At 62.1% G+C, this 12,366-nt stretch carries 16 protein-coding genes and 1 tRNA gene; 14 read left to right on the top strand and 3 right to left on the bottom strand.

The window, feature by feature from the left end:
- Positions 1–61: 61 nt before the first annotated feature.
- Positions 62–721, bottom strand: a complete 660-nt coding sequence (locus QRN04_RS16330) for a hypothetical protein (protein WP_284977078.1) — start codon at positions 719–721, stop codon at positions 62–64.
- Between the two features lie 134 nt (positions 722–855).
- On the opposite strand from QRN04_RS16330, the gene QRN04_RS16325 reads away from it, so the two are divergent.
- From QRN04_RS16325 to QRN04_RS16310, 4 genes are all read left to right on the top strand, one after another.
- Positions 856–928: transfer RNA gene (locus QRN04_RS16325), tRNA-Lys, on the top strand.
- A gap of 177 nt (positions 929–1,105) precedes the next feature.
- The gene (locus QRN04_RS16320) at positions 1,106–1,339 is read left to right on the top strand and encodes a hypothetical protein (protein WP_284977077.1); all 234 of its coding nucleotides are present in this window, start codon (positions 1,106–1,108) and stop codon (positions 1,337–1,339) included.
- A 143-nt stretch (positions 1,340–1,482) separates the two neighbouring features.
- Entirely contained in the window at positions 1,483–1,632 is a 150-nt protein-coding gene (locus tag QRN04_RS16315; protein WP_284977076.1) for a hypothetical protein, read from the top strand.
- 5 nt (positions 1,633–1,637) lie between these two features.
- A complete protein-coding gene (locus tag QRN04_RS16310) occupies positions 1,638–2,792 on the top strand; it encodes a N(5)-(carboxyethyl)ornithine synthase (RefSeq protein ID WP_502868814.1) in 1,155 nt (384 codons plus the stop codon).
- Here the strand turns inward: QRN04_RS16310 and QRN04_RS16305 are convergent.
- Both QRN04_RS16305 and QRN04_RS16300 read right to left on the bottom strand, forming a co-directional pair.
- Positions 2,789–3,283 carry a hypothetical protein gene (locus QRN04_RS16305; RefSeq protein WP_284977074.1) on the bottom strand — a complete coding sequence of 165 codons (495 nt, stop codon included), beginning with the start codon at positions 3,281–3,283 and terminating at the stop codon, positions 2,789–2,791. The genes QRN04_RS16310 and QRN04_RS16305 overlap by 4 nt on opposite strands.
- 336 nt (positions 3,284–3,619) lie before the next feature.
- Positions 3,620–3,895: a hypothetical protein gene (locus QRN04_RS16300; RefSeq protein WP_284977073.1), complete on the bottom strand. Its 276-nt coding sequence runs from the start codon at positions 3,893–3,895 to the stop codon at positions 3,620–3,622.
- Positions 3,896–4,163: 268 nt separating this feature from the next.
- Between QRN04_RS16300 and QRN04_RS16295 the strand changes: the two genes are divergently transcribed.
- From QRN04_RS16295 to QRN04_RS16250, 10 genes are all read left to right on the top strand, one after another.
- Positions 4,164–5,267, top strand: coding sequence for a D-TA family PLP-dependent enzyme (locus QRN04_RS16295; protein ID WP_284977072.1), 1,104 nt, complete (start codon positions 4,164–4,166; stop codon positions 5,265–5,267).
- Between the two features lie 59 nt (positions 5,268–5,326).
- On the top strand, positions 5,327–5,947 hold the full coding sequence (locus QRN04_RS16290) for a DedA family protein (RefSeq protein ID WP_284977071.1): 621 nt from the start codon (positions 5,327–5,329) through the stop codon (positions 5,945–5,947).
- Between the two features lie 200 nt (positions 5,948–6,147).
- The gene (locus QRN04_RS16285) at positions 6,148–6,450 is read left to right on the top strand and encodes an urease subunit gamma (RefSeq protein ID WP_284977070.1); all 303 of its coding nucleotides are present in this window, start codon (positions 6,148–6,150) and stop codon (positions 6,448–6,450) included.
- A 7-nt stretch (positions 6,451–6,457) separates the two neighbouring features.
- Positions 6,458–6,811, top strand: coding sequence for an urease subunit beta (locus QRN04_RS16280; RefSeq protein ID WP_284977069.1), 354 nt, complete (start codon positions 6,458–6,460; stop codon positions 6,809–6,811).
- Positions 6,808–8,553: an urease subunit alpha gene (ureC, locus tag QRN04_RS16275; RefSeq protein ID WP_284977068.1), complete on the top strand. Its 1,746-nt coding sequence runs from the start codon at positions 6,808–6,810 to the stop codon at positions 8,551–8,553. Before QRN04_RS16280 ends, ureC begins: the two co-directional genes overlap by 4 nt.
- Before the next feature lie 7 nt (positions 8,554–8,560).
- On the top strand, positions 8,561–9,034 hold the full coding sequence (gene ureE, locus QRN04_RS16270; RefSeq protein ID WP_284977067.1) for an urease accessory protein UreE: 474 nt from the start codon (positions 8,561–8,563) through the stop codon (positions 9,032–9,034).
- Positions 9,015–9,701, top strand: a complete 687-nt coding sequence (locus tag QRN04_RS16265; RefSeq protein ID WP_284977066.1) for an urease accessory protein UreF — start codon at positions 9,015–9,017, stop codon at positions 9,699–9,701. The genes ureE and QRN04_RS16265 overlap by 20 nt, the downstream gene beginning before the upstream one ends.
- A gap of 13 nt (positions 9,702–9,714) precedes the next feature.
- A complete protein-coding gene (ureG, locus tag QRN04_RS16260) occupies positions 9,715–10,332 on the top strand; it encodes an urease accessory protein UreG (RefSeq protein ID WP_284977065.1) in 618 nt (205 codons plus the stop codon).
- A complete protein-coding gene (locus tag QRN04_RS16255) occupies positions 10,329–11,207 on the top strand; it encodes an urease accessory protein UreD (protein ID WP_284977064.1) in 879 nt (292 codons plus the stop codon). Before ureG ends, QRN04_RS16255 begins: the two co-directional genes overlap by 4 nt.
- A complete protein-coding gene (locus QRN04_RS16250) occupies positions 11,207–12,244 on the top strand; it encodes a HoxN/HupN/NixA family nickel/cobalt transporter (RefSeq protein WP_284977063.1) in 1,038 nt (345 codons plus the stop codon). The genes QRN04_RS16255 and QRN04_RS16250 overlap by 1 nt, the downstream gene beginning before the upstream one ends.
- Positions 12,245–12,366: the final 122 nt, after the last annotated feature.

Raw genomic sequence — 12,366 nt, 5'->3', positions numbered from 1 at the left:
GGCCCAGCTAAGTCAACATTGACACGTGGCGCTGCACGTGGGTAGGTTCAGCGCCCTTACTTCAGTCGAGCTCACCCAAGCGCCAAGCGTTCGCTGCATGTTCAAGGTCTTCAGCGGTCTTGACCAATTGATGGGAGTTGCGGGTCAGCTTGCTGGCGTGGCCCTCATTGCTGTGCTCCGCCCCATCGGCCAAGGTGGCCTGCCCCAGCGCAACCACGCGGCAGAACGCGGCGGATCGTTCCAGCGCGACGTCGAAATCGCCGTCGAACGCTCCAGACAAGATGGCATCAGCCATCGTTTTCATTTCGTCCGCGCCCGGCGGTTCGGCCGCGCCTGCTACAACGTTGGCAACCTGGGCAGTGTCCCGCCCGGCCTTGAAGTAGACAGAGATCCGTTCAGGGTTCTGGACGGTGGCCGCACGCAGGGCGTAGAGCCGCCACAGTGCGCCGGGGAGAGAGCGTGCGGGGCTTTCGGCCCACATCTCGGCGATGGCATCCAGGCCCTGCTCGTCAGCCAACTTCACCAAGCGATGGGTGACTTTGGGATCATCGCTGTCGCGGCCGCGGCGGACCAAGGCCTGGGCCGCAAGGTGGGCGGCTTCGGAGACGCGTGCGGGGTCGGCGCCACCGGCGAACGGTTCGAAGTCAATGGGTGCGAAGGGCTTGGGCTTGTGGTGCCTGTTTGCGCCGCCGTACGTAGGTGATCCTGGCTGTTCGCTCATGAGTTCACCGTACTCCTGTGCCCTGACGGGGTCGAGTAACGGTTATCCGGGAGCCCGGTAACCAGTCGCGGCGCCCGGTTCCATGGTGGGCTTGACCTTGGGGTACAGTATTCATGGCTGTTTCAACAGCTGGAGGGCCTTTAGCTCAGTTGGTAGAGCATCGGACTTTTAATCCGTGGGTCGTGGGTTCGATCCCCACAGGGCCCACCCTCCAAGTCCCCCGGAACCACACGGTTCCGGGGGATTTTTGTATCACCAGTGCCCTGGAAGACGGCATTTCGTGGCCATACGGGGGATCAGTCTCGGGCAGGTATCACAGATGTATGGTTGTGTTGACGGGGAATACCGCAGGACCCAAGGCGAGGAAGCCACGAGGGTGCATGTATGAACGAATACGAGGCTTCGCTGGTTATCAAGTCGGGAACGGAACTGCTGTCTACGGCTTCCTCCGATCCCCGTTCGGAGGAAGGATATGCGGCGGTCAAGGCCAATATCTCCGAAGCACTCGAGCGCATAGCGGAAGCTCTTGGCAACTTTGAAGCAAGTTCAGGAGTGCCCAGCCGTTCGACCGGTTGGGTTCAGGACCTTCGCCGGATAGCGGACGACCTGGGGGAATGACAGGGCTGAAACGCCGATGACGGCCCTTGCCACTGATTAAACGGTACGGACAGCATCCGCTGGACGGCTCTGGGGCCCTGGATTCGGTGGATAGCTGTATCGTTCGAAGTCAGGAACCTTTCGGTTCCGCTACAGGAGCAATCATGGCTGACAAATCCCCCCGCCAAACAGCATCCAAGAAATCCGCCAAGAGCATCAAGGAAAAGCGCGCCGATAAGAAGGCCGCCGAGGCACCCGCCAGCTCACTTGATAAGGCCACTGCCGCCAAGTCCACAAGCCCGAAAAAGAAGTGACCGGTATGACCGGTCACCTCACCCTCGGCGTCCTCTCCAGCACGCGAAAACCTGACGAGCGGCGCCTGCCCATTCACCCGCTGCACCTCAAGCGCATCGCCCCCGAAATCCGGCAGCACCTCATTTTTGAGGAAGGCTACGGCGACCGTTTCGGCATGTCGGACTCCCATCTGGCCCCACTTGTGGGGCGCGTCGTCCCGCGCGCGCAATTGCTGGCGGAGGCCGACGTCGTCCTCCTTCCCAAACCGCAACCCGACGACCTTTCGGAACTACGTGACGGGCAGACCCTTTGGGGCTGGCCGCACTGCGTCCAGGACCGCGCCATCACCCAGATAGCAATCGATAAGAAACTCACGCTGATCGCCTTCGAGGCGATGAACCACTGGGCCAGCGACGGCGGATTCGGGCTGCACGTATTCCACAAGAACAACGAACTGGCCGGCTACTGCTCCGTGCTGCACTCCCTGGCCCTGACCGGCTCCACCGGGGACTACGGCCCGAGACTCAGCGCCGTCGTCATCGGGTTCGGCGCGACCGCCCGCGGAGCCGTCACGGCCCTCAATGCCCACGGCATCCATGACGTCCAGGTGCTGACCAACCGCGGGGTGGCCGCCGTGGGTTCGCCCATCCATTCGGTGCGGATTGTCCAGTTCGATCACGACCCCAAAGCGCCGTTCCTCAGCGAGGTCATCACCGAACGCGGACGGGTTCCGCTGGCGCCGTTCCTTGCCGAACGCGACATCGTGGTCAACTGCACCCTACAAAACCCCAATGCACCTTTGACCTACCTGCGAACCGAGGACCTTGACGCTTTCCGGCCCGGCAGCCTGATCGTGGACGTTTCCTGCGATGAGGGGATGGGCTTCAGTTGGGCGAAAACCACCACGTTCACCGAGCCGATATTCACGGTGGGGGACCACATCGATTACTACGCGGTGGACCACAGCCCCTCCTACCTCTGGAAGTCCTCCAGTTGGGAGATCAGCGAAGCCCTGCTGCCCTTCCTGGAAACCGTGATCACCGGTCCCGCAGCCTGGACAGGAAACGAAACGATCCGCCGCGCGATCGAAATCCGCGACGGCGTGATCCTGAACCCGGACGTGCTGCGGTTCCAGCAACGAAAGCCGGACTACCCGCACTTGCCTGACCAAGGCCTCTAATCGGTACCCCGGGAGGCGGCATTGCCGATTGAGGGACGCTGTCCGGACCGGTAGGCAGAGGCGATGACCGGTTCGAGTTCGTCGATCACGGTACGGTTCCCGGGGAGTACCACATGGGCGAGAAATTCCGATTCGAGCGTAGCGACGCCTGCTGCCACAGCTGCGAGTTTGGCGTCTGTCGAAAAGGCGAAAGCCTGCCAAAACCTGCGGGCACTGAGCTCTTGGGCTTTTGTTGTCACTGCCTGGCCATGGGCCTCGGCGACGTCACTCGGGACACCGGCAGTTCCATTGGGCTGCGGTAAAGAGATGACGATGCGGAACTGCCTGCCGCAGGCCCTGAACGCGATGGCGCTAAGGCACCCGCGTTGACTGAAACGAACATCGGTCGCCCCGGAGTTCATGAGCGCCCGCTCGACATGTTCCCTTGAATCGCCAACACTGAAGGAGTCACCGCGCGTGTAAAAACTCCGGGTATCAAAAGTTGCCATCATCCAACTATGCGCCCCATTGGTGCCCTTTGGCTGCTTCAGTGCGAAGCGGTGTTATCTATTTCCCGACCGTTGGCCAGCGTAATTAACTCCAGCCAGCAGCCGTGGAGGAAATCCAGTTCGCTATTAAGCGGTAGTAGGCGCATGCTGGTCCAGAGCAGAGCGCGGAATTGGTCCAGTCAACGGCCTTGGATTCGTGAACCTCAGGCGCTGATCTACGACTAGTTCACAGTTCCCTATCGGATCCGTTATGCAGTCAGCGGTTCCGACGGACTGGGACCAAGACGCGCTTCAGAGTTGCGCACCTTCACGCTTTGTCCAAGTGGGGCCAGCGTGGAGTCACTCCGCAGGCGAATCGCCCAGCACTTCCTCGGAGTAGGGTGCGTGGGGACCCGCGAGGTCGTTTATCAACTCATTCGCCGCCATCGCCAGAAGGTCCCGTTCAAGGGTGGGGATGGACAGCATTCCCTGGAGGTACGCCTCAGCTTCGAGTTCGCCCACGGACCCGCCGATGCCCAAGTAATACGGCCACAGGGCCCCGGGGCTCAGGGACGCCCTTTCCATGGCGGTCACGAGCCGTTGGCGTTGTTCCGGTTCGTGGTGGTCGAAACCCATGCCATGCTGCTTACGCTCGCGCTGCCTGGGCCGCGATCATGGGGCCGGTGCGGGGACAATGACGGTCAACCCATACGCCGGCAAGGAGGTCGTCCAGAGGAAGTTGTACCTTCATCGTGGTGTCTTTCGCTGCGCTCCGCCGGAGGCCGACCGAGATGTGCGTCAGAAGCTAGGCTTTCTTGTAGTAGCCATTCTATACGTTTAGTGGTTCCCAGGGCTGCTCTCGCAGTGATTTATTCGACGACGGTGCGCGCGTTACTGTCGAAGGATGAACCACCTGATCCGGGCTGACATTCCAACCCCTGCCATCCTGATCGACGTCGGCATCCTGGACCGCAACATCGAGCGGATGGCTGAGAGCATGCGCAGCAGGGGCATTTCGCTCAGGCCGCATGTGAAAACCCATAAAACCTTGGAAATCGCGGCCAAACAGCTCGCTGCCGGGGCTACCGGCCTCACGGTGGCCACCATTGGTGAGGCCGAGGTATTCGCCGACGGCGGTGCCTCGGATATCTTCATCGCCTACCCCCTGTGGGTGGATGCCCGCCAAGCGGAAAGGCTGCGCGCGTTGGCGGACGAGTGCCGCATCGCGGTTGGAGTCGATTCCGTGGAAGGCGCGACGGCGATGGGTCGCCAACTAGGTTCGGCAGGAAGCCGTATCGAGGTGCTGGTTGAGGTGGACAGCGGACATCACCGCAGCGGCGTGCTGCCCGATGAAGTGGTTGACGTAGCCAAAGCCGCTGCGGACTCGGGGTTGAACGTGGCCGGGATCTTCACGTTTCCTGGCCACAGCTACAAGCCCGGAATGCCGAGCGGCGCGGCAGGCAACGAAAACGAGGCACTCGCCCAAGCTGCGAGGGAACTGACCGCCGCCGGATTCGCCATCCGGACCATTAGTGGAGGTTCCACTCCCACGGTCTTGATCGGCGGTGAAACAGCCGCCACCGAGTTGCGCCCGGGGGTCTACGTTTTCGGTGACGCCCAGCAATTGGAACTGGAGCGCTGCGCTTGGGAAGACATTGCCCTGAGCGTTGCCGCGACCGTGGTCAGCCGCCATGAGGCAAGAGGGGGCAATGTCCGGAGGGTGGTGGTGGACGCCGGGAGCAAGATCTTGGGCAGCGATCGTCCGGACTGGGCTACGGGATATGGCCGCCTTCCCGAGTATCCGGACGCCCGGATCACTGCACTCTCCGAGCACCACGCCACCGTGGTCTGGCCAGACTCGGAGGAACTCCCCGCCCTGGGCGCACGCGTCAGGGTGATCCCCAACCACGTATGCCTGGCGATGAACCTGGTGGATGAAGTCCACGCGGTGCAGGACGGCGCAGTGGTGGACAGGTGGAAAGTAGCTGCCCGGGGGCGCAACAGCTAACAGGGCAGTTTCACGGAAACCCCTGCCCAGCCTCAGGTGTATCTGCCAGACTCATCCCTATGCAGTGGTTGTTCGACGGGCTCCTCCACGCCAGCCCGGTGGTGGTGGTTTCCATCGTGTTCGCGCTCGTCTTCGCCGAGGACGCGTTGTTCGTCGGCTTCGTCATCCCCGGCGAGACGGCGGCCGTGGTGTCCGGTGTTTATGCGGACAGTACTGGCATGCCGCTGTGGATCATGATCGTGGTGGTGATCGCTGCCGCCGTCCTTGGCGACACCGTAGGGTATGAGATCGGCAAGCATGTGGGCCCACGGGTCATGGCGATGAAGATCCTGGACAAGCGACGGGACGGGTTGAAGAGGGCCGAGGACTTTTTGGCCAGACGCGGCGGCCTGGCCGTTTTCCTTGGCCGTTTCACGGCATTTTTCCGTGCCGTGATGCCTGCGCTCGCAGGGCTCAGCCGCATGCCGTACCGGCGTTTTGCCGTCTGGAACTTCACCGGTGGGATCATCTGGGGATCCATGTTCGTCACACTGGGATTCGTCGCGGGCAGTTCATATGAGCAACTGGCACGGACTGTTGGGCGCGGTTCCGCGCTGGTGGTGGCCGCCGTCGGCGTGGTCATTGTGGTGGTGTGGCAGGTGCGGAAGCACCGCGCTGCGGCCCGGCCACCGGCGGAATAGGAAACGCATGCGGAAACGCCGTTGAAACACCACCACCTTAGGCTGGTCACAATCCGTTCACAGGCGCCAGCGGTAGGACGGCTGGAAGTGCCGGGCGTAAGAGGCTATAAGAGAGTAGTAGCTGCCCCGATGTCCTCGGCTGTTCCAGGCCTCGAGTATCTGACGTCTGCCGTCGCAGCCGCCCAACGTTAGGAGTATCGATGCATCTTTTGCCCCGTGAGCAGGAAAAACTCATGATCGTGGTCGCGGCTGATCTCGCCCGGCGGCGACAGGCCCGGGGGTTGAAGCTGAACTATCCCGAGGCCGTGGCCATCATCAGTTACGAGCTCATTGAGGGCGCCCGGGACGGCAAGACCGTTGCAGAACTTATGAGCTACGGAACCACGCTTCTTCGCCGCGAGGATGTCATGGAAGGCGTGCCGGAGATGATCCACGATGTTCAGATCGAAGCCACTTTCCCGGACGGCACCAAGCTCGTCACCGTCCACGACCCCATCCGATAGGACTGCCATGATCCCCGGTGAATACAGGCTCCAGCCAGGATCCATCCGCTGCAACAGCGGCCGCGAGGCAATCGCCGTCGAGGTTGTTAATCGCGGCGACCGCCCAGTCCAAGTAGGTTCCCATTACCACTTCGCTGAGGCGAACCGCGCCTTGGAGTTCGATCGGGAGGCCGCTTTTGGCCGTCGCTTGGACATTCCCGCAGGTACGGCGGCGCGCTTCGAACCCGGCGACCGCAAGACCGTGCAGCTCATCGACCTCGCCGGATCGCGCGAAGTGTACGGTCTCAGTGACGCTGTTAATGGAAGGCTCGACGGCGGCACCGGCCTTGCCGCCGAGGCGACGGAAGGAACCACCAAGTGAGCTTCGAGATCCCGCGGCGGCAATACGCGGAACTGTACGGACCAACCACCGGTGACGCCATCCGCTTGGCCGATACCGAGCTGTTCCTGGAGATCGAGAAGGATTACACGGCCTACGGCGAGGAAGTGGTGTTCGGCGGCGGCAAGGTGATCCGCGATGGCATGGGGCAGAACGGCCAGCTGACCCGGGAAGAGGACATCCCGGACACCGTCATCACCAATGTGGTGGTACTGGACTACACCGGCATCTACAAAGCCGATGTCGCCCTCAGGGACGGGCACATCTTCAAGATCGGCAAGGCCGGCAACCCGCAGATCACCGATGGCGTGGACATCGTCATCGGTGCGAGCACGGAGATCATCGCCGGGGAACGGAAGATCCTCACTGCCGGCGGGATCGATACACACATTCATTTCATCTCCCCTGAGCAGGTGCCCACCGCCCTCTGCAACGGCGTCACAACCATGGTTGGTGGCGGCACCGGGCCGGCTGATGGGACCAAAGCCACCACCATCACTCCCGGTAAATGGCACATCTCCCGGATGCTCCAGGCCGCTGAGGGCCTTCCGATCAACATCGGCGTCTTCGGCAAGGGCCACGCATCCGCCGTCGAGCCTCTTGCCGAGCAGATCCGCGCCGGCGCCGTGGGGCTGAAGGTGCACGAAGACTGGGGAGCGACGACGTCCTCGATCGACATGTCCCTCCGGGTGGCGGACGAATACGACATCCAGGTGGCCATCCACACGGACACCCTCAACGAGTGCGGGTTTGTTGAGGACACCATCAAGGCGATCGATGGCCGGGTTATCCACACCTTCCACACCGAGGGCGCGGGCGGCGGGCACGCCCCGGACATCATCAAAATTGCCGGGCTGCCCAACGTGCTTCCGGCGTCCACCAACCCCACCTTGCCGTACACCAGAAACACCATCGAAGAGCACTTGGACATGCTCATGGTCTGCCACCACCTCAACCCGGACATCCCGGAGGACGTGGCTTTCGCCGACTCGCGCATCCGCGCTGAAACCATTGCCGCGGAGGATGTACTCCACGATCTCGGCGTCTTCGCCATCACGTCGTCCGATTCCCAGGCCATGGGGCGCGTAGGGGAGGTGGTCACCCGGACCTGGCAGGTGGCGGACGCCATGAAGCGTCAGCGTGGCGTGCTGCACGACCCCACCAGTGCCTCGCACGGCGCCGCCAACGGCTTGGGCGCAGAATCGGACAACTTCAGGCTCAAGAGGTACGTAGCCAAATACACCATTAATCCCGCCATCGCGCAGGGAATGGCAGATGTGATCGGTTCCGTGGAAGAAGGCAAATTCGCGGACCTGGTGCTGTGGGATCCGGCCTTCTTTGGGGTGAAACCGGAGTTGGTGATCAAGGGCGGCCAGATCGCCTATGCCCTGATGGGCGACTCCAACGGTTCCATTCCCACTCCACAACCGCGCACCATGCGGCCCATGTTCGCCACCTACGGCGCGGCGCTCCGGAAATCGTCCATCACCTTCCTGTCCAAGGCTGCGATCGACGCCGGTGTTCCCGGCGAACTTGGGTTGCAGCGCGTCATCAAGCCGGTTTCCGGCATCCGCAACCTGACCAAAGCGGACCTGAAGTACAACGGTGAAACCCCGGACATCGCCGTCGACCCGGAAACGTACCAAGTTACGGTCGACGGCGTCGAAGCCACCTGCGAGCCCTCCGACGTGCTGCCCATGGCCCAGCGCTACTTCCTTTTCTAGGACCCACATGATCATCGAAAAAGTTCTCGGAAACCTGCAGGAACAGCCCGGTGCCTACGCCGGACACCACAAGGAAAAGGTGGTGCTCCCCAGCGCCCTTCTGGTCAAGCGCATCCAACGTGTCACTACCGACCATGGCAAGGAACTCGGCATCCGCTTGCCCCCAGGCTCTGGGGACCTGCGCGACGGCGACATTCTCGCCGTTGATGACGGGAACCTGATCGTTGTCTCCGTGCTGCCAACCGACGTACTGGTCATCGCGCCGCGATCAATCCACGAGATGGGTGTGGTGGCGCACTCGCTGGGCAACCGGCATTTGCAGGCGCAGTTCTTCGACGCTGCCTCCGAGTATGGGGCCGAGGTCATGGTGTGCCAGTACGACCACACTGTGGAGGACTACTTGAAGCACGTGGGAGCTCCCTACGAGAGGCAAGAGCGGGTCATGCCGGTGCCGTTCCGCCATGCTGAGCACTCGCACTAAGGTGCCCTACCAGCTGGCTCTTCAGCAGTTGACCGATTCCGCGCTGCCCACCGGGGCCTTCGCGCATTCCTTGGGATTTGAAACATACGTGGACCGCGGGATGGTGCACGACGAAGCCAGTTTCGGCGCTTGGCTGTACGCCTTCCTGGGACAGCAGTTGCTGTATTCCGATGCGCTGGCAATCCGGTTCCTCTATGAGGACGTGGATGTGGCGGAGCTGGATTCCATGCTGTCGGGGCAGTTATTGGCTCGGGAGGTGCGGGAGGCTTCCGTGAAAATGGGAGGCCGGCTGTTGGAGATCGGCGGCGAGGTCTTCCCCTCCACAGCGCTGGATCACTACTTGGAACTGGTTGGCCAAGGCGTGGCGGCAGGGCACCAACCCTTGGCATTCGCGGTCATTGCCTGCTCCCTGAAAGTTCCCTATGAGGAAGCGCTTGCTGCCTATCTGTTCGCGACTGTGACCTCCTTGACCCAGAACGCGGTGCGCGCCATACCGCTGGGCCAAAATGCCGGCCAGCGGGTGCTTCGCCACGCGCACGACGCCGTTGCTGCCGCCGTCGAGGATGTAGCACAGCTGTGCTGGGACGACTTCGGGGCTGTGAGCCCCGGGCTGGAAATTTCACAAATGCGGCACGAGCGGCAACGCGTACGCATGTTCATGAGCTAACCGAGGAGGACACATGACAGAACCCATCAAAATCGGCATCGGCGGCCCCGTCGGCGCAGGAAAGACCCAGCTTGTTGAACGGATTACCCGCCACATGAGCCGGGAGATCTCCATGGCGGCCATCACCAACGACATCTACACCATCGAAGACGCCAAAATCCTGGCCGCCAACGGGATCCTTCCCGAGGACAGGATCATCGGCGTCGAAACCGGCGGCTGCCCGCACACGGCCATCCGTGAGGACACGTCCATGAACACGGCGGCCATCGAAGAGCTCAAGGCCCGGCACCCGGACCTGCAGATCATCTTTGTCGAATCCGGCGGCGACAACCTTTCCGCCACCTTCAGCCCCGAGCTGGTCGACTTCTCCATCTACATCATCGACGTGGCCCAAGGTGAAAAGATCCCCCGCAAGGCTGGGCAAGGCATGATCAAATCCGACCTTTTCATCATCAACAAAACCGACCTCGCCCCGCACGTCGGGGCTGACCTGTCCATCATGGAACGGGATTCCATGGAATTCCGTGGCGACAAGCCTTTCTGCTTTACCAACCTCAAGACCGACGAAGGGCTGGACGCCGTCCTTAACTGGATCCGCCGCGACGTCCTGATGCTCGATCTGGCGCAGTGACGGAGGCCGTCGCCGTTTTGCCGGGTCCGGCTACCTTGTCACCGCGTGGTCGCCTTGAACTCGGGATCAGCGTCCGCAGCGGGCGGTCCGTGGCCTCGCAGCAGTTCCATGAGGGGGCCCTGAGGGTGCTCAGGCCGCATTACCTGGATGAGTCAGGGCAGGTTTGTTATGTCATGGTGAATCCGGGTGGCGCCTTTTTGGGGGCCGATCTGTTCCTGATTGACGTGGACGTGGAGGACGGGGCGGACCTGCTCCTGACCACGCAGTCGGCCACGAAGATTTATCGGACTCCGGACTCGTTTGCCGAGCAGCGGATGTGCGTTCGGTTGGGGGAGCGGGCCCGGTTGGAGTTGGTTCCAGACCAGGTGATTGCGTACCGGGAGGCCAGCTATCGGCAGAGTTCCCGCTTTAGCCTGGACCCGACGTCGAGCCTTGTCATGGCAGAGGTCATCACGCCGGGCTGGTCGCCGGACGGCGCGTCGTTCAGGTACGAAGAGGTGCGCCTGTGCACCGAGATCCGAATTGAGACCGGCCGCGGCAGCGAATTGTTGGCCCTTGATAACCTGCTGATCCGGCCGCCATTGAACAAAGTGACGGGCATGGGGTTCATGGAGGGCTTTAGCCATCTGGGTTCCTTGGTGGTGGTTGATCCACGGGTGAGCCATGGGCTTGCCGATGAGCTACGCGAGCTGACACGGGATTTCGATGCCTATACGGGAGCATCTTTGACGCGGTCCGTTGCAGGCACCGCCGGGCTGGTGTTGCGATCGTTGTCGAACAGCACCGAGGAGCTCAACAATTTGTTGGGTGCCTGTACCGGGCTTTTGCGCGGACGGTGGCATGGCCAGGGGCCTGTGAACTTAAGGAAGTACTGATGACTACCCTGAATGGCCTGGCCGCCATGTACCGGAACAGGGAGAAGCTCTCCTTGGGGACGCGGCTCTGGTTCACCTTCGGCGCGGTGGCCGCCTTGCACGTCGTCGCCGCCGTGCTCCTGCTGCTGGGGCTTGCCGGTGGCGGCCAGCCGCTGGCTTGGGGCCTCGTCATCACCGCCTACTTGGCGGGCATCAAGCACAGCTACGACTGGGACCATCTCGCTGCGATCGACAACTCGACACGCAAGTTCGTAGCGCAGCGGAAGGATCCGGTGAGCGTGGGTTTCGCGTTCAGCTTGGGACACAGTTCGGTAGTCATCCTGGCCGGAGTGCCTGTGGTGGCCGGCGCCACGCTGATCGGCCAGTTCATGGAGGCAGGAACCACCGGGAACAGGGTGCTTGGCTTGATCGGCAGCGGGGTGTCCGGGCTGTTCCTGCTGACCATGGGGTTGTTCAACGGATCGGCCTTTGTGCGCGCAGCGCAGGTGTACCGCAGGGTGCAGGCCGGTGGTGAAGTTCGCGCAGAAGACTTGGAAGCGAAAGGCCTGGTTGCCAGGTTGCTCGCCAAACCGCTGTCCAAGGTTGAGCGGCCGCGGAACATCTATGTGATCGGGTTCCTCTTTGGTTTGGGATTCGACACCGCCACAACCATTGGGCTGCTGGTCATCACCACGACGGCGTCCCTCGCTGGCGTGTCAGCGCTCGCGTTGATGGCCCTACCGCTCGCGTTCACCGCAGCCATGACGCTGTGCGATTCCGCCAACGGGGTGGCCATGATGAAGATGTACAAGTCGGCCATCCAGAACCCGCAGCGCAAGGTGGGTTTCAACGCCGTCATTACTGGCATCTCGGCGGTATCGGCGCTGTTCATCTCGGTTATCACCCTGGCCGGCTTCGTGGGCGAGGCGTTCGGCCTTGGCGGCCCCGTGACCACTTGGCTTGGCGGGATAGACCTGGGCGACGCGGGGCTGATTTTGGTGGGGCTCTTCATCGTGGTCTGGGCTGTGTCCGCTTGGCGGGGCAGGGCTGCACGTTAGGTCATTGGACTAGTGCATGGCCTTGCTAGCAAACATTATGCATTCGTCTATAACGAACTCTCTCGGACTTTCATAGGGTTGAAGAGATCTGCTTCACATCAGTGTTACCAGCAAGCCCCGAG

The organism is Arthrobacter sp. efr-133-TYG-104 (assembly GCF_030208915.1).
Classification (GTDB): Bacteria; Actinomycetota; Actinomycetes; order Actinomycetales; family Micrococcaceae; genus Arthrobacter.
The sequence above is the reverse complement of the archived record's forward strand: the minus strand, read 5'-3'. Positions and strand labels throughout refer to the sequence as shown.